General features: G+C 73.7%; 15 protein-coding genes. 12 read left to right on the top strand and 3 right to left on the bottom strand.

The window, feature by feature from the left end:
* Positions 1–38 precede the first annotated feature (38 nt).
* The 8 genes from ACBR40_RS37030 to ACBR40_RS36995 all read left to right on the top strand — a co-directional run bounded on the left by ACBR40_RS37030 (position 39) and on the right by ACBR40_RS36995 (position 7,894).
* Positions 39–617: an RNA polymerase sigma factor gene (locus ACBR40_RS37030; RefSeq protein WP_371251727.1), complete on the top strand. Its 579-nt coding sequence runs from the start codon at positions 39–41 to the stop codon at positions 615–617.
* A complete protein-coding gene (locus ACBR40_RS37025) occupies positions 614–1,486 on the top strand; it encodes a hypothetical protein (RefSeq protein WP_371251726.1) in 873 nt (290 codons plus the stop codon). Before ACBR40_RS37030 ends, ACBR40_RS37025 begins: the two co-directional genes overlap by 4 nt.
* A gap of 108 nt (positions 1,487–1,594) precedes the next feature.
* The gene (locus ACBR40_RS37020; RefSeq protein WP_371251725.1) at positions 1,595–2,152 is read left to right on the top strand and encodes a hypothetical protein; all 558 of its coding nucleotides are present in this window, start codon (positions 1,595–1,597) and stop codon (positions 2,150–2,152) included.
* On the top strand, positions 2,149–3,099 hold the full coding sequence (locus tag ACBR40_RS37015; protein ID WP_371251724.1) for a phosphotransferase enzyme family protein: 951 nt from the start codon (positions 2,149–2,151) through the stop codon (positions 3,097–3,099). The genes ACBR40_RS37020 and ACBR40_RS37015 overlap by 4 nt, the downstream gene beginning before the upstream one ends.
* Before the next feature lie 56 nt (positions 3,100–3,155).
* Positions 3,156–4,712, top strand: a complete 1,557-nt coding sequence (locus ACBR40_RS37010; RefSeq protein WP_371251723.1) for a phospholipase D family protein — start codon at positions 3,156–3,158, stop codon at positions 4,710–4,712.
* A gap of 15 nt (positions 4,713–4,727) precedes the next feature.
* Positions 4,728–5,474 (top strand): SDR family NAD(P)-dependent oxidoreductase, encoded by a 747-nt coding sequence (locus ACBR40_RS37005; RefSeq protein WP_371251722.1) that lies wholly within the window; start codon positions 4,728–4,730, stop codon positions 5,472–5,474.
* A 107-nt stretch (positions 5,475–5,581) separates the two neighbouring features.
* Complete coding sequence (locus ACBR40_RS37000) at positions 5,582–6,445, top strand: hypothetical protein (protein WP_371251721.1); 864 nt, start codon at positions 5,582–5,584, stop codon at positions 6,443–6,445.
* Positions 6,446–6,622: 177 nt separating this feature from the next.
* Positions 6,623–7,894, top strand: a complete 1,272-nt coding sequence (locus tag ACBR40_RS36995) for a hypothetical protein (RefSeq protein WP_371251720.1) — start codon at positions 6,623–6,625, stop codon at positions 7,892–7,894.
* 17 nt (positions 7,895–7,911) lie between these two features.
* On the opposite strand, the gene ACBR40_RS36990 is transcribed toward ACBR40_RS36995, so the two are convergent.
* On the bottom strand, positions 7,912–8,484 hold the full coding sequence (locus ACBR40_RS36990; RefSeq protein WP_344218403.1) for a sigma-70 family RNA polymerase sigma factor: 573 nt from the start codon (positions 8,482–8,484) through the stop codon (positions 7,912–7,914).
* A 188-nt stretch (positions 8,485–8,672) separates the two neighbouring features.
* On the opposite strand from ACBR40_RS36990, the gene ACBR40_RS36985 reads away from it, so the two are divergent.
* The 3 genes from ACBR40_RS36985 to ACBR40_RS36975 are packed head-to-tail and all read left to right on the top strand — an operon-like array spanning position 8,673 to position 13,937.
* Positions 8,673–9,383 (top strand): Crp/Fnr family transcriptional regulator, encoded by a 711-nt coding sequence (locus ACBR40_RS36985; RefSeq protein WP_344218405.1) that lies wholly within the window; start codon positions 8,673–8,675, stop codon positions 9,381–9,383.
* Between the two features lie 22 nt (positions 9,384–9,405).
* The gene (locus ACBR40_RS36980) at positions 9,406–10,737 is read left to right on the top strand and encodes an oxygenase MpaB family protein (RefSeq protein ID WP_371251719.1); all 1,332 of its coding nucleotides are present in this window, start codon (positions 9,406–9,408) and stop codon (positions 10,735–10,737) included.
* On the top strand, positions 10,734–13,937 hold the full coding sequence (locus ACBR40_RS36975) for an AAA family ATPase (RefSeq protein WP_371251718.1): 3,204 nt from the start codon (positions 10,734–10,736) through the stop codon (positions 13,935–13,937). Before ACBR40_RS36980 ends, ACBR40_RS36975 begins: the two co-directional genes overlap by 4 nt.
* A gap of 8 nt (positions 13,938–13,945) precedes the next feature.
* Here ACBR40_RS36975 and ACBR40_RS36970 read toward each other — a convergent pair whose 3' ends face one another.
* Positions 13,946–14,341 (bottom strand): hypothetical protein, encoded by a 396-nt coding sequence (locus ACBR40_RS36970; protein ID WP_364445043.1) that lies wholly within the window; start codon positions 14,339–14,341, stop codon positions 13,946–13,948.
* Between the two features lie 123 nt (positions 14,342–14,464).
* Positions 14,465–15,631: an alpha-hydroxy acid oxidase gene (locus ACBR40_RS36965; RefSeq protein ID WP_371251717.1), complete on the bottom strand. Its 1,167-nt coding sequence runs from the start codon at positions 15,629–15,631 to the stop codon at positions 14,465–14,467.
* A gap of 516 nt (positions 15,632–16,147) precedes the next feature.
* On the opposite strand from ACBR40_RS36965, the gene ACBR40_RS36960 reads away from it, so the two are divergent.
* Positions 16,148–16,789, top strand: coding sequence for a metal-dependent phosphohydrolase (locus ACBR40_RS36960; protein WP_371251716.1), 642 nt, complete (start codon positions 16,148–16,150; stop codon positions 16,787–16,789).
* Position 16,790 lies beyond the last annotated feature (1 nt).

Genomic DNA, 16,790 nt, shown 5'->3' with positions numbered 1-16,790 from the left:
CGTGAAACAGGGCTGCTAAGCCGGACATCTGCTGAGTTGTGTCCAAACAACGGAGAGAAGGCGACATCGGGCCCCCGGCGCCGGAGCAACGCTTCGAGCAGCTCTACCTGGCGCACTATCCCGCCATCGCCGCCTATGTCGCGCGACGTACCGATTCCACTGACGACATCGCCGACGTGATCGCCGAGACGTTCACGACCGCCTGGCGCCGGCTGGACGACGTTCCCGCGGGGAACGAGGCCCGGCTGTGGCTGTACGCCGTCGCCCGGCGGGTCCTCGCCAACCACTTCCGCGCCGAGGAACGCCGATCGGCGCTGGCCGCCCGGCTGCGCGAGGAACTGTCCACCTGGTCCAGGCCGGCGGCCGACCGTTACGACGAGGCCGCCCGCGAGGCGTTCGGACGCCTGACGCCCGACGACCGGGAACTGCTCGCCCTGGTCGGCTGGGAAGGGCTGGACAGCGCCGAGATCGCCAAGGTGCTCGGCTGCTCACGCGGAGCGGCGCGCCTGCGCCTGCACCGCGCCCGCAAGCGGCTTGCCAGGGAACTGGCGGCCGCCGACCTCGACCTGACCACCTACGGCCTGCGCGCCGTCGCACTCGCGGAGGGAAAATCATGAAGAACAGCGTGGACCGCGTGGTCGCCCACCTGTCTCCCGGTGACGGGCCCGGCATGACCGAGGCGGTCCACGGGCTCATGCGCGACATCATGGCCGCCGAACCCGCGTCCGGGGCCGTCGCGCCGGCAGGGCGGCGCACGCGCCGACCGTTGATCCTGCGCGCCGCGGTGCCGGGCGTGGCCGTGCTGGCCGCCGCGTTCCTCGCTCTGGGCTGGCTCCTGCCCGCCGGGCTCGGCCTCGGACCCGGGACGGCCGCGGCGCTGGACATCAAGAAGGAGGACGGGTACTACGTCATCGAGATCAAGGACCTGTACGCCGACGCCGGCACCTATCAGGCGCAGCTCCGTGACGCCGGGCTGAACGTGACCCTCAGGGTCATCCCCTCGACGCCGTCGGGGGTGGGCTCCATCTTCCCCACCTCGCCCACCGAGGGCCGCTACCTCGACGAGATCAAGACCATCGAGCAGCCGGGGACCTGCGACAAGATGGGCGGCTGCCCCATCGGGGTGAAGATCCCGGAGAACTTCCAGGGGCCCGCCGACATCACCCTCGGGCGCGAGGCCCGGCCCGGCGAGCCGTTCGAGAACGTCACCGCGATCGACAGTCTGGGCGAGCCGCTGCACTGCGTGCCCTACATCGGCCGGACCGTGGCCGAGGTGCGCGGCATGCTGCAGGAGCGTGGCGTGACCATCCAGAGCTTCGAGGACCTGGACCCCGTGTCCGGCGGGACGAAGCAGTCGGTGCCGGACTCGTGGCTGGTGGAGGGCGGCTCCATGAGGGAGCCGGGCAAGGCGACCCTGACCGTGTACGAGGGGTCCGAGCCGCAGGAGCCAGGAGGCCGCCGCGGCCAGAACTGCCCGACCTCCTAGACACGCGAGCTGACTCAGGAGGGCCGTTGCCCGTACGGGCGCCGGGCAGCGGCCCTTGTCGTGGAAAGTGGTTGCGAGGTGGTCGCCCGCCGGTCAGGATCCGACTTCGTGGACGAGGATGAGTGGCCGTGGCGGGGCGAGCCGTGGCGTTTCTGCGGGGTGAACGGGTTCTACGGGCCGGAGCACCTGCTGGTGCGGGTGTTCCCCGGCAAGGGGCGGCGGGCGCTTGAGCGGCTGCTGTGGACGTTGGTGGGTGACGACTTCGTCCTGGGGGAGCTGGGCGAGGGATACCTGATCGTCCGGGGGAGTTGTGAGGGGCGGGTGCGGGCCGGGTTCGGGGTGTGGGGGCATCGGCTCGACGTACGGCGCTTGCCGCCGCCGCTCCCCGGTGACGAGGAGCCCGTGACGGGGCGGGGTGACGGGGCGGAGCGGGCGGTGGAGCGGCTGCTTGAGCGGTATCGGCGGTACGGGTACGCCCACTCCGCCGGATTACGGGACCATCTCCTCGCTCAGGTGCGGTGGCACGGCGAGGGCTCCCTGGATCGGACCACCGTGGGGCTCATGCCGGGGATGCGGGAGTGCGAGGACGTGCTGGAGCCTCGGCGGTGGATGAAGCGGGAGTACCGGCGGAGGCGGCGGGCGAAGGGCGCCGGGAGTCTCGCGTGAGCGGGGTGCCGGTGGAGGCGGTGGCGGCCGCGTACGGGCTGGGGGAGCCGGTCGGGGCCGCCGTGTACGCCGCGCGTGGCGAGCTGGGACGTATCTGGCGGCTGGACACGCGGCGTGGCTCCTGGGCGGTCAAGGAACTGCTCGTGCCCGTGCGCGAGGAGGACGCCCGGGCGGATGTGGCGTTCCAGATCGCGGCGGCGGAGGCGGGGGTACGGTTGCCGCGGCCCGTTCTGACCGGGAGTGGGGACGTGGTGGCCGGGGGGCGGTGGCGGGTCTACGAGTGGGTGGATCTCGTGGAGGGGGCGCAGGTCACGGCGGCCGAGCTGGGGGCCGTCACGGCCGGGCTGCATCGCATCGGGCATCCGGCGGCGGGGCCGGTGGCGGCCTGGTTCGCCGAGCCGGTCGGGCGCGCCGGCTGGGAGGCCCTGGCGGACGCCGCGGCCGGTTCGAAAGGAGGGTGGCGGGAGGCGTTACGGGAGTCGGTGGGCGAGCTGGTCGCGCTGGACGAGCTGATCGTGCCGCCCGACCCGGCCGCCGTCGTCACCTGTCACCGTGACATCACCCCCGACAACATCCGCCGGGCCGCGCACGACGGCGGCATCGTGGTGCTGGACTGGGAGAACTGCGGCCCGGCGAGCCCGGCCTGGGAGCTGGCGAAGGTGCTCGCCGATCTGCCCGACGGGGCCGCGACGCCGGCGTACCGGGCGTACCGGGAGGCGGGCGGTCCCGGCCGGGTCACGGAGCCGGCCGACTTCTCGATGGCGATCGCCGAGCAGGGGCATCTGCTGGAGTTCTACGCCCGGCGGGCCATGAGCCCGGAGGAGAGCGAGGAGAACCGGACCCGGGCCGGGGCGCGGTTGCGGGCGATGCTCGCCCGTCCCCTCACCAGGGCCAGGGTCGAGCGCCTGGCCGAGGAGTGCGCGCGAGCAGACGTTCCCGCGCCTTGACCAGGCGCGGACGTACAGGAACACATTTTGACCCCCAAATGGGTAACCGGTACGGAATGCGGATCGAGGACTGGTTCCTGACCGAGGAGGAACGCGGCAACGGCGCGACCAAGCTCGGCCCGTGGACGACCGGCAACGACGTACGCCCGCTCGTCCACGGAGCCACCTACTTCGCCGAGCTGCGGTCCTGTCTGGAGCAGCTCGGCAAGGACGACCTGCTGCTGTTCGCCGACTGGCGCGGCGACCCCGACGAGCGCCTGACCGCCGGCGGGCCGACCGTGAGCGAGGCCATGGCCGCGGCCGCCCGGCGCGGCGCCCTCGTACGCGGCCTCATCTGGCGCTCCCACATGGACCTGCTGCGCTTCAGCTCGGCCGAGAACCGCAGGCTCGGCAAGGAGATCGAGGACTCCGGCGGCCAGGCGCTGCTGGACACGCGGACCAAGCCGGGCGGCGCGCACCACCAGAAGTTCGTCATCCTGCGCCACGACGATGACCCGACCAGGGACGTCGCCTTCGTCGGCGGCATCGACCTGTGCCACAGCCGCCGCGACGACGCCGACCACCTGGGGGACCCGCAGAGCTGTCCCATGCCCTCCGTGTACGGCCCCCGCCCGCCCTGGCACGACGTCCAGGTCGCCATCCACGGGCCGGCCGTCGCCGAGGTGGAGACGGTCTTCTGCGAACGCTGGGAGGACCCCGCCCCCGAGACCCGCGACCCGCTGCGCCGCCTGCGCGACCACGTCGGCCGGCTGGACGACGCCCCGCCGCTGCCGAAGCCGGGCCCGCCACCGCCGCCGGCGGGCCGGCACGCCGTGCAGTTGTTGCGTACGTATCCGGCCCGGCACGACCGCTACCCGTTCGCGCCGGACGGCGAGCGCAGCATCGCCCGCGCCTACCGCAAGGTGCTCGCCCGCGCCCGCTCCATCGTCTACCTGGAGGACCAGTACCTGTGGTCCACGGACGTCATCGAGCCGTTCGCGGAGGCGCTGGAGCGCGAGCAGGACCTGCGCATGATCGTCGTCGTGCCGCGCCACCCCGACCAGGACGGCCTGCTGGCCGGCCCCGCCAGCCTGATCGGCCGCGCGGACGCCCTGGCCCGGCTGCGGGCCGCAGGCGGCGACCGGGTCGCCGTCTACGACCTGGAGAACCACCAGGGCACCCCGATCTACGTGCACGCCAAGGTCTGCGTGGTGGACGACGTGTGGGCCACGATCGGCTCCGACAACGTGAACCTGCGCTCGTGGACGTACGACTCGGAGCTGAGCTGCGCGGTGCTGGACGAGCGGGAGGACCCGCGCCCGCCCTACGGCGCGCTGCGCTTCGCCCGCGACCTGCGGCTGACCCTCATGGCCGAGCACCTGGACCTGCCGGACGGTGAGCGGGACGAGCTGTGCGACCCGGCGGCCGCCTTCGCGGCGTTCGAGCGGGCCGCGTCCCGGCTGGAGGCGTGGCACCGGGGCGGCGAGGAGGGGCCGCGCCCGCCGGGGCGGCTGCGCCCGCACCCGGCGCCCACGCTGTCGAGGCTGCAGAAGGCGCTGGCCATGCCCCTCTACCGGTTCGCGGTGGACCCGGACGGGCGGCCGGCCGACCTGCGGCGGTCCGGCCGGTTCTGAGCTAGGGTGCGGCGGGTGAGCAGCGGACGTGGAGTGCTCGTGACCGGCGCGTCGCGGGGGATCGGGCGGGCCGTCGCGGCGGCCTTCGCCGGGCAGGGCGACCGGGTGGCGGTCCATCATCGCGACTCGGCGGCGGAGGCGCACGGGCTGCTGGAGGAGCTGCCCGGGGACGGGCACGCCGTCGTCCGGGCCGACCTCGCCGATCCGGCCGGGGTCCGCGACATGGTGGACGCCGCCGCCGGCGCGCTCGGGCGCATCGACGTGCTGGTCAACAACGCCGGGGTCTTCTTCCACCATCCCGTGACCGAGGTGTCGTACGAGGAGTGGCAGGACGCCTGGCGGCGCACCCTCGCGGTCAACCTGCTGGGGGCGGCCGACGTCACCTATTGCGCGATCCGCCACATGCCCGCCGGCGGCCGCATCGTCAACGTCTCCTCGCGCGGGGCCTACCGCGGCGAGCCCGACGGCCCGGCGTACGGCGCCGCCAAGGCGGGGCTCAACGCGCTCGGGCAGTCGCTGGCCGTCGCGCTCGCGCCGCACGGGATCGCGGTCGCCTCGGTGGCGCCGGGATTCGTGGAGACCGACATGACCAACGAGCATCTCAAGGCGCCGCGCGGCGACGCCATCCGGGCGCAGAGCCCGTTCGGGCGGGTGGCGCGGGCGGAGGAGGTCGCGGCGGCCGTCGTCTTCCTGGCCTCGCCGCAGGCCGAGTGGGCGAGCGGCGCGGTGCTCGACCTGAACGGGGCCTCCTACCTCCGCTGACGGCCTTCCGGCGGCCCCGAGAAGGCGCGGTATCGCCGCGGATTGTCGGAAGTGGCGGCTATTGTGGCATCCAGGGCACTGCGGGTACTCGCTTCGGAGGGGACGGCGTGGCCAGAGGATGGGGTTGGGCGCTGGCGTCGCTCGTCGCGTCCGTCGGGGTCCTGCTGACCGGTTTCACCCTCTTTGTCGAGTTAGGCCCGATCGCCGCGGTCATCGTGGTGCTGCTCGCCCCCATCATCCTGTGCGGCTTCGTCGTGGCCCACGACGTGCTCCGCCACCGCGCCCTCAGCCAGGAGGAGGCGCTGCGGCTGGACCGCGAGCGCGAGCACGTACGGCGCACCGTCGACCTGGTGCTCGACCCCGAGCTGAGCGCCGAGCAACGGCTCGCCGTGCTCGACTGCCACATCCCCCGGCTGGGCCGCGACCCCCGTTCCTCGCCGCTGCGCGAGCGGTTCGTGGCCGTCGCCGAGCTCTCCCCGCCGGGCCGCGCCCTGCTGGAACGTGCCCGCCGCGCCGTCAACATCGCCCAGCGGTCAGAGGCCATGCGCCGCCACCTGCTCGACGTCGTGGCCAACGAGGTGCTGCTGCCCCGGCAGGTCTGGGAGATCGCCCGCCTGCTGCGCGTCCAGCACGAGCTCCAGCACGAGCAGGACACCGCCCGCCACGGCCTGGTCACCGACGAGCTGCGGGCCGTGCTCGACCCGCAGCAGGAGGCGCTCGACCGCTCCCTGGCCGCCGTCACCGCCCGCGTCGAGGGCCTGGAGCGGTACGCCCGCCGCGTCCAGGAGGCCGACGCCGCCCTGCGCGCCCGCGAGGCGCTGGACAACAACCACAAGTACCGCGCGCTGCTGGCCGCCACCGACGACGCCGAGGGCATGGCCGCGCTGACCGCGCACGGCGACGCGCTGGAGGAGACGCTGGCGCGCAGCGTCCGCGAGGCCATCGAGGCCGGCCAGACCCTGGCCCTCTGAGCCGCAGGGGTTCACCCGGCGCTGATCAAGCTGCAAGAACTTCGCAAGCGGCCCCTTTTACGCTCGACGCCCCCGGTGGCCACGGGGAGTCAAACCGGCCGCCGGGCTGTATCTGACGCCCTCGGGGACGCTCTGAACTCTTCGAGGCGAGGGACCAGCGAACGGGAGACACCCCCCATGCCCGAGACCCGGATGACCGCGGACGACGTGCTCCGCATCGCCGCCTACCAGGACAGGAGCCCGGCGCTCGAGGCGATGGTCATCGCCTACGCCTACCACCGGCTCGCGGGGGACCTTTCCGAATATCTCGGCCAGGCGTGCAACAACTGGTACTGCTACGCCACCTGGACCTCCAAGGCGGTGGGCGAGAGCCTCGACCTCACGCCCGACTCCCCCTTCATCGAGGACTTCGGGCGCCGCCTGCGGGTGCCGCGCCGCCTGCGCCGCCTCTTCCGCGCCACGCTGCTCACCCTGCTCGGCCCCAGCTATCAACTCGGCCTCGCGCTGGCCAACCGGGCGATCTTCCTGGAGACCGCCAGCCTCGCCGTCAACCTCTGGCGGGACGACACCCCCGACGGGTTTCTCAAGGTCAGCCCCGAGTCCGAGCTGACGCCGTCGCCGCCGGAGTTCCTGGCCGCGCTGCTGGAGCCGGCCGACCCGCGCTACCTGCGCGACGCCGCCCAGCTCCTGCTGGAGGCCCGGGAGGCGAGCGACCCCGAGGTACGCGCCGAGCTGATGTTCGGCGCCAACGTCGCGCTGTCGGCGTACGAGCAGAAACGCGCGCAGAAGGCCCTGGAGCTGGTGCTCTACCGGCCGGTCCGGTGGCTGACCCGGGGATCGTGGCGCTCGCTGCGCGCGCTCGTGACCCGCCGCCCGTACGCCCCCTTCCCCCTCTACTCCGCCCGCCACGAGGACCAGCCCTGGCTGACCCGCAGGCTGGAGGAGCTGTGGGCGGGGCTCTACACCCGCCACCTGTTCGCCGTGCGCACCCCGCTCAGCGACATCAGGGTGGGCCGCCCGCTGACCGCCCCCGAAGGCGTCGACCTGGACCGGGCGTGGGCGCCGATCCAGGACGAACGGGTGCGCAAGCTCGCCGAGGAGTTCATCACCGAGGACCGCGAGGCGTCCACGGCCGGGGTGACGAACTGGGTGTCCTACCCCGACCGCATGCGCTTCATCGTCAGCTATTTCCGCGTCTACCAGACGGTGGCCGCCCTCTACCGGGTGCCCTTCGACCAGAGGATCGCCGACGGCCTCGCCGAGGAGATGCGGCGCGGCCTGGTGCCCGACGCGATCGGCGAGATGTTCGACCGCGACCCCGGCCTGCCCGGCATCCGGCGCAGGCTCTACCGCTACCCGGCCGAGAGCGACCCCGACGCCTTCGAGATGGCCACCTTCGACCTCGAGCCGTTCCTGGAGGCGATCCCGTTCGACCGGAGCGCCACGTAGATGAGCGGCCGGGTGGATCAATCGAGGAAGTCCCTGGTGATCTCGCGGGCCTGGAGCATCCCGCGCAGCTTCGCGAAACAGCGGGCACGGGTGGGCCCGATGCTCCCGACCGGCCTGCCCAGCCTGCGCGCCACGTCCACGTAATGCGGCTCGGAGGTCTCCGTGAGCGCCCTGAACAGCACCCGCTGTGCGTCCGGCAGCCCCTCGACCAGCTCTTCGAGGGTCCCGGCGAGCCAGATCCTGGCCAGCTCCCTGTCCACGTCGTCGGTGCTGCCGACCGTGTCGAGGTCGGGGGTGCAGATCTCGCGCGTCCTCTTGGTCAGCTTGAGGCACTCGCGGAAGGCGATCGTGGCCAGCCAGCCGGCCATGCGCTGGCCGTCGGCGACGCTCTTGAGGTTCTGCCAGGCCAGCAGCCAGGTCGTCTGCAGCACGTCCTGGGCGTCCTCGTGGCCGAGCCTGAAGCGGCGGATGCGCGCCTTCAGCATCGGCGTGAACTCCTCGACCAGCCGTTCCCAGGCGCCGGCGTCGCCCTGCTGCGCGGCCGCCACCAGAGCGCCCGTGTCGAGGCGGTCGACGGTCTCCAACTGCATGTTCCACTCCTCGCCGGCACGGCTACTCGGGGGGCCTCTTCCGACCGGCCCTCCCACGGTCCGCCTGAAGATCCGCGGCGTCTGTCGCGCTTGTGACAGTCCGGATGTGTTCCTCGTCACATTCGCGACGTGGAAGAGATCGCTTACCGGTTACTGCCGGGCCGCCGATTGCGGCCTAGAGTTCTGGCATGAACGGGTTCAGCGGGCCCTCGCGGGACGGTCAGCAGCTCGCCGCCGCGCTGGCGGAGATCCCGTTGTTCCGCGTACTCGGAGAGGACGGCGTCAGGAGCGCGCTGCGGGCCGGGCTGGCCCGCCGCTACCGGTCGGGGCAGATCATCTTCCACCAGGGGGACCCGGGGGAGTCCCTCTACGCGATGCTGGACGGCCTGGTCAAGGTGGTGTTCACCACCGAGCACGGCGACGAGATCGTGCTCAACATGCTGAGCAGGGGCGACACCTTCGGCGAGCTGGCGCTGCTCGACGGCTCGCCGCGCTCGGCGTCGATCGTCACCGTGCGCCCCTCATGGGTGTTCGCGCTGCCCAGGGCGCGGCTGCTGGAGCTGATGCGCGAGCATCCCGCGCTGGCGGACGAGTTCCTGCACCTGCTCGGCCACCTCGTCCGCCGGCTCACCGGGCAGGCGGCCGACCTGGCCTTCCTCGACCTCGGCGGCCGGCTGGCCAAGCTCCTGCTGGAGCTCGCCGGCAAGCACGGCACGGCGGACGCCGTGGTGGACCTGCCCGGCCTGACGCAGTCGGACCTGGCCGCGCTCATCGGCGCGACCAGGCCGGCGGTCAACCGGGCGCTGCAGTCGCTCGTGTCACGGGGGCTCATCGCCATCGAGGGCCGCACGATCACGCTGCTGGACGTCGCCGCACTGCGCAGGCGGGGCGGCCTCTGACCGAATCTGGAGTACGGGGACCATGAACCGACGCGAGGATGCCCACGATCGCTGGCCGGAGGAGAGGTTCCGGCAGCTCAGGCAGATGGCCGACCCCGAGATGGACGAGGTCGTCGCCCGCCACCTCAAGGAGCGCGACGACGGCCTCGGCCCGCTGGAGCTGGTGAAGGCCGTGGTCAAGGAGCTGGGGGAGGCCAAGAAGGAGGCCAGGCAGCCCTCGGGCGCGCCGCCCGCCTCCGAGATCTTCGACGCCCTCGACTTCGCCGCCGACCTGCCCGAATGGGGCCGCGACGCCGAGCTGCTGGCCAAGGGCCAGGCGGTGTTCGCCGACTACGGGCTCTACCAGTCGGCCGCATTGTTCTGCAAGTGCCTGCCGATGGCGTACGTCGAGGTCTCCAGCGCCCGCGTGCTGGCCGGGGTCTCGCAGCTCGCCACGCACGGCCTCACCCGCCGCGTCGCCGAGACCGGGCAGATGCTGGTGGACGTCATGGGGCTCAAGGCCACCGACAGCCTGCTGCCCGGCGGCCCCGGCCACACCACGGCGTTCGGGCTGCGCATCCTGCACGCGTTCGTGCGCGCCCTGGTCGACGAGCGCTATGGCGACCACTGGGACACCGAGCGGTTCGGCCCGCCCGTCAACCAGGAGCTGCTGCTGGCCACCCTGTTCGACTTCACGGTGGTCACCTGGGAGGCGCTGGAGACGATGGGCGTCACGCTGACCGACGAGCAGCGCGAGGCCCACCTCTACACGTGGAGCGTCTTCGGCCATCTCATGGGCGTGGAGGCGTGCCGCGACCGGCCGCTCACCCTCGACGACATCGCCCCGGTGAGCGAGCGCATGGGCCGCCTGTACGAGTCCAGCCCCGAGGGCCGGCTGCTCATGTCCATGCTGCTGGCCGAGATGGAGGAGTTCATGCACCTCGGCTGGCGCAAGCTGCCGCGCAGCCTGGTGCACTGGGTCTTCCGCGACGCCCGTCACGGCGCCGACCGGGTGCCCGAGCTGCTGGAGGTGCCGCCGCCCGCGTGGTGGTTCACCGCGCTGTTCGCCCTGGCCAAGGCGGCGCACCGGCGGCCGTGGCTGGGCCGCGCGGTCGACCGCGTGGTGCGCGGGCTGGTGCGCAGGGTGGGCCGGCACCTCGTGGTCGCCCTGGTCGACCGCCACTCCGACGGGCAGGCCGCCTTCCGCATCCCGCCCGAGCTGGCCGGCGCCTGGCGGATCAGGCAGACGAAGACCGCGGTCAAATCACGTGAGATCCGGCGCGCCGTCCGTAAGAATGTCCGCAAGACTGTCCGCAGAAGTGTGCGCAAGACCGAACGAGCGCCCGCGCAGGGGCGAAAGGGGCTGCGCGCGTGAGTGTCCCGCACGAACCAGGCACCCTCACCACGGCGACGATCCTGTTCACCGACGTGGTGAGCTCGACCGCGCTGCGCGTCAGGCTGGGCGAGGAACGCGCCAACGACGTCTTCCGCCGCCTCCGCCGGCTCCTCGGCTCGGTGGCGCAGGCCAACGGCGCCACCTTCACCAAGAGCCTCGGCGACGGCCTCATGGCCGTCTTCGAGTCGGCGACCGCCGGCCTCGACGCGATCATCGCCGTCGAGCAGGCGGTCGCCGACGAGAACGAGCGCGCCATGGAGAAGATCTCCATCAAGGCGGCGCTCGCCGCCGGCGACGTCTGCTGGGGCCATGACGACGTGTCCGGGCTGCCCACGGTGGAGGCGGCGCGGCTGGTCGCGATCGCCGAAGGCGGCCAGGTGCTCTGCACCGACCTGGTGCGCCGCCTGGCCCAGGGCCGCAGCCGGCACGAGTTCAAGGACCTCGGCCGGATGTCCGGCAAGGGCCTGCGCGAGCCGATGCACACCTACGAGCTGCACTGGCAGAACGCCGACCACCACCAGAGCGGCGCGCTGCCGACCTGGCTGTCCGGCGAGCGGGAGCTGACCTTCGTCGGCCGGGGCGAGGAGCTGCGGGCGCTGGAGTCCGAGCTCGCGGCGGCCGAGTTCGGCAGCGGGCTGGTGATCCTCCAGGGCGAGCCGGGGGTGGGCAAGACCCGGCTGGCCTCGATGGCGGCGCGGCAGGCGCTCAAACGGCAGTTCACCGTGCTGGCCGGGCGGTGCACCGATCCGGCGCGGCAGGCGTACGAGCCGATCGCCGGAGCCGTCGAGCGGCTGGCCCGCACCTCGCCCGCGCTGCTGCTGCGGGCCGGGATCGACCAGCAGTGCGGCCAGCTCGTCCGGCTGGCGCCGTCGCTCGCCGCGCCGCCGCTGTCGCTGGAGGTGCCGCCCGCCACCGAGCCGGTCTCCGAGCGCTACCACCTGATGGCCGCCGCGCGCACCCTGATCGAACGGCTCACCACCGTGCGCCCGGTGCTGCTCGTCATCGACGACCTGCAGTGGGCGACGCTGGAATCGCTGCAGATGCTCAACGCCCTCATGTACGATGCCGACGCCCTGCCGCTGCTCATCCTGGCCACCTCCCGCCCGGCGCCGGTCGAGACGGCCATGCCCGAGCTGCTCAAGCTGACCGCCGACGGCCGCGTGCTGCAGGTCGCCTCGTTCGGCCTGGAGGAGGTCGCCGGCGTGCTGGCCGAGGTGCGCCCCGGCGCCGACGCCGAGTTGCTGCACCGCGTCACCGGCGGCAACGCCTTCCTCGTCAGCGAGATGGCCCGCGAGCTGACCGCCGGCAAGGAGCTCGACGCGCTCGGCGTGCCCGACTCCGTCACCCGCATGGTGCGGGCCCGCCTGGCGCAGCTCCACACCGACGCCCGCGACCTGGTCAGCATGCTGGCCGTGGGCGAGCACATGGAGTCGGCAGAGCTGCGCGCCGCCCTCGGCCTGGACGAGGCCCGCTTCGTCGCGGCGGCCGAGGAGGCGCTGGGCGCCGGCCTGGTCGCCATGTCCGCCCGCGGCGCGTGCAGCTTCCCGCACGAGCTGACCAGGAACGCCCTCTACGCCACGCTCTCGCCGCCGCGCGCCGGGCTGCTGCACGGCAAGGTCGCCGACGCGCTGTGCCAGGCCGATCCGCGGGCCATGGAGACGCGCCCGTACGTCGTGGCGCGGCACCTGATGGCCGCCGCCGAGCACGGCCGCGACCCGGCCAGGGTGAGCGCGGCGGCCGAGGCCGGGGTCCTCGCCGCCGGGCACGCGCTGAAGGGCCTCGCCCACGACGAGGCCGTCACCTGGTACCGCCGGGTGCTCGACCTGCTCGACGACACCCCGGGCACGTCCCCGGAGCGCCGCGCCGAGCTGCTGGTCGGCTGCGGGCGGGCGATGTGGCTGGCCGGGCACCCGGAGGCGCGGGCCACCCTCGGCCAGGCCGCCGACCTCGCGCTGGAGTGCGGCCGCGGCGACCTCGTCGTCACCGCGGCGCTCGGCGGCGTCGCCTTCTCCGGCATCAACGCCGCCCTCGACCGGCAGCGCATCGCGCTGCTGGAGGAGGCGCGCAGGCAGGTCGACTCGACCGACGTCAGCACCCGCGCGCTGCTGGCCGCCAACCTGGCCGCCGAGCTGATCTGGGCCCCCGACGGGGAGCGGCGCTTCGCGCTCAGCGACGAGGCGGTGGCGCTGGCCCGCAAGTCGGGCGACCCGCGCACCCTCGCGCTGGTGCTGGGCCTGCGCAGCCTCACCATCATCCCGGCCGACCCGCTGCACCAGCGCCACCGCGACGGCGACGAGATGCTGGAGGCGGCCCGCCGCACCGGCGACGACCTCGCGCTGTTCCACGCCTACGTCCAGCGCACCCCGCCGGTCCTCGACAGCGGAGACGCCGCCCGCGCCGCCACCCTGCTCGACCGTGCCGAGGAGCTGGCCCACCGGCTGGCGCAGCCGCACCTGCACTGGCTGGTCGGCTACTCCAGGGCCGGGCTGACCCTCATGCAGGGCGACCTGGCGCAGGCCGAGGCCGAGGCAGAGGCGGCGCTGCGGCTCGGCTCGCAGATCGGCCGCCGTCTGGAGGCCGTGGCCATCTACGCCGAGCAGATCGCCGAGATCCGCCGGCTCCAGGGCCGGCTGTGGGAGCTGCGCGACCGGCTGCGCCGCGCCGCCCAGGCGCCCCGCGCGGACCCCGTGCACGCGGTGCTGCGCTATCTGAGCGAGCTGGACGACGAGGAGGCCGGGCCGCTGCTGGAGCGCATCCTCGCCGACGGGGGCGCGGTCCCGCCGCGCAACATGGCGCACCGCCCCGCGCTCGACAACCTGACCGTGGCCGCCGGCCGGCTCGGCCGTCCCGACCTGGCCGCGCGGCTCTACGACGCGCTGTCCGGCGAGGGCGACACGTTCGGGCACTCGACGGTGGCCCACCACTGCGGCCACCACTACCTGGCCCATCTGTCCGTGATCATGGGCGAGCCGCGGCGGGCGGCCGAGCACTTCGAGGCCGCCGCCGAGGTGCACGAGCGGCGTGAGGTGCCGCTCATGCTCGCCGAGTCGCTGCTGGACTGGGCCGACCTGCTGGACGGCGGCCAGGTGAGCGGGCCCAGACCGGCCGACCTGCGCCGGTGGTGCTCCTCGCTGCTGGCCGGACGGGGCGCGCTGCTCCTGGACCGCCGTCTTCGCTGACTCCGCCGTCACTCCTTCACCATGATCTTGCTGAGCACCACGAAGCCGCCGAGCGCCCCCGCGGTGCCGGCGGCGGTCATGGTGGTGAGGTTGACCACGAGGTCATAGGTTCCGGGGGCGAGCTGGCCACGCATCGGGATCGAGGCGGTATATCGGCCCGACCCCGGGGTGAACGTCAATTCCACGGGCGGCGAGGGATGCCGGCTCTCGCCGCCGCCCAATAAGTCGGCGATGATCTCCAGCTGCCATCGGCCCTGCAACCAGTCGATGAGCTCACCCGACACCTCCCAGCTCACGTCCACGGTCCACCCCTCGCCGCATCTGACGACGGTCGTGGGCTGCGCGCCCGGATCGACAACCTGGCCGTGAAGGGCACCGGCCAGCTGCTCCGCCGGCACTTTCATCACTTGGAACTCTCCGGTCGCCATATGCTCTCCTCTCCGGGTGAGGACCAGGTCCCCGTGTGAAGGAGCAGAGCGGCGGCACCGCCGCCCAGATACGCGTGCTTTTCGCGGCAACGGCGGCGGTCAGGGACGCAGGCGCACCAGGTCGCGGTCCAGGCCCTCGACGCCGGGCGCGCCGAGGAGCTGCAGGGTCCGTACGAGCTCGGCGCGCAGCAGGTCGAGCACCCGGGTCACGCCGGGCTCGCCGCCCGCCATCAGGCCGTACAGGTAGGCCCGGCCGACGAAGCAGGCCCGCGCGCCCAGAGCGACCGCCGCCGCGACGTCCGCGCCGCTGCGCACGCCGCCGTCCAGGAACACCTCGGTACGGTCGCCGACGGCGTCCACCACCTCCGGCAGCAGCTCCAGCGGGGTGGGGGAGCGGTCGAGCTGCCGGCCGCCGTGGTTGGACACGACCAGCCCGTCCACGCCCACGTCGGCCAGGTCCTTCGCGTCGTCCACCCGCTGCACGCCCTTGACCAGCAGCGGTCCCCGCCACGCCGACCGGATCCACTCCAGGTCGGCGACCGTCACGGACGGGTCGAACATCAGGTTCGTGATGCCCGCCAGGTCGCCGGGGGCGCCGTCCACCGTCGCGAACCGCAGCGGCTCGCTGGTCAGGAAGTCGAACCACCACGCGGGGCGGGCCAGCGCCTGCAGCGCGCTGCGCCAGCGCAGGGCCGGCGGCACCGTGAGGCCGTGCCTGACGTCGCGCAGCCGTGACCCGGCGACCGGCACGTCCACGGTGACGACCAGCACGTCCATGCCCGCCTCGCGGGCCGCGGCCAGCATGTCCAGGGTGCGGGTGCGGTCGCGGACCACGTAGAGCTGGAACCAGTTCCAGCCGCCGGGGGCCGCCGCCGTCACCGCGGGAGCCGGGGTGGTGCCCATGGTGGACAGCGTGTAGGGGACGCCCGCCCGCTCCGCCGCCCTGGCCACGGCGCGCTCGCCCGCCCGGTGCATCATCCGGGTGAACCCGGTCGGGCCGAGCACCACCGGCATCGCGATCCTGCGACCCAGGACCTCCACCGCCGTCGACGCCTCGGCCACGTCACGCAGCACCCTCGGCCGGAACTCCACCCGGTGGAACGCCTCCACCGACCTGGCCATCGACCACTCGCCCTCGGCGGCGCCGTCCACGTAGTCGAACACCATGCGCGGGGCGCGCCTCCTGGCCAGCTCCCGCAGATCGCCGACGTCCGCCGCCGCGGCCACCCGTCCGGCCCGGGAGAGGCGGGGACGCCCGGGCAGCACCTCCCGCAGCTCCCGCCACCGCGGCAGCCGCCGCCGCTCCTCCGCACTCCCGTCAATACCCCGACGCTACCAAAACCGGAGACACCCCCCCTATACCTTGATCGGGACCTCGCCACCTGCGCGCCCCCCGCACCTCCCGAGGCCCCGGTCGTCTGCGGGCGCCCTCTGCATCTCTCGAGGCCCCGGTCGTCTGCGGGCGCCCTCTGCATCTCCCGAGGGATCTGGGCCGTTTGCGGCACCTCCCGCGCCTCCCGGGGGACCCCGGTCGTCTGCGGCACCTCCCGCGCCTCCCGAGGGATCTGGGCCGTTTGCGGCACCTCCCGCGCCTCCCGGGGGACCCCGGTCGTCTGCGGCACCTCCCGCGCCTCCCGAGGGATCTGGGCCGTTTGCGGCACCCCCCGCACCTCCCGGGGGACCCCGGTCGTCTGCGGCACCTCCCGCGCCTCCCGAGGGACCTGGGCCGTCTGCGGCACCCCCCGCGCCTCCCCAGGGACCTCGGCCGTCTACGGTGGGGGCGTGAATGATCACCGTAGTGACGGCGGGCTCGTGGCGGCGTGGGTGCGGCTCGCCGGGGCGTCGGCCGCCGCCCTCGCCACCGGCGCCGAGCTCGTCGCCCGCTGGTCCGAGCCGCACCGCCGCTACCACGACCGCGCCCACCTGGCCGCCGTGCTCGCCGCCGTGGACGACCTGGCCGGTGACGCCGCCGACCCCGACGCGGTCCGCCTGGCCGCCTGGTTCCACGACGCCGTCTACGACGGCCACCCCGGCCGGGACGAGGAGCGCAGCGCCCAGCTCGCCCAGTCCAGGCTTCCGCGCTGCGGCGTCGCCCCGGCGGTGGTCGCCGAGGTGGCGAGGCTGGTCCGGCTGACCGCCGCCCACGACACCCTCGCCGACGGCGACGCGAACGGGGCCGTCCTGTGCGACGCCGACCTCGCCGTCCTGGGCGGCCCGGCCGACGGGTACGCCGGCTACGCGGCCGCCGTCCGCCGTGAGTACGCCCACGTCCCCGACGACCTGTTCAGGCTGGGCCGCGCCGACGTCCTGCGCCGCCTGCTGGCCACCCCCAGCCTCTACCGGACCGCCCGCGGCCGGGCGTTGTGGGAGGAACGGGCCCGCGCGAACATGACCGCCGAGCTCGCCTCACTCACCGCCCCCTGAC

Origin of the sequence: Nonomuraea sp. AD125B, from assembly GCF_041402765.1 — a bacterium.
Taxonomy (GTDB): Bacteria; Actinomycetota; Actinomycetes; order Streptosporangiales; family Streptosporangiaceae; genus Nonomuraea; species Nonomuraea bangladeshensis.
Note: the sequence above shows the minus strand (reverse complement) of the source record. Positions and strands in the feature narration are given on the sequence as shown.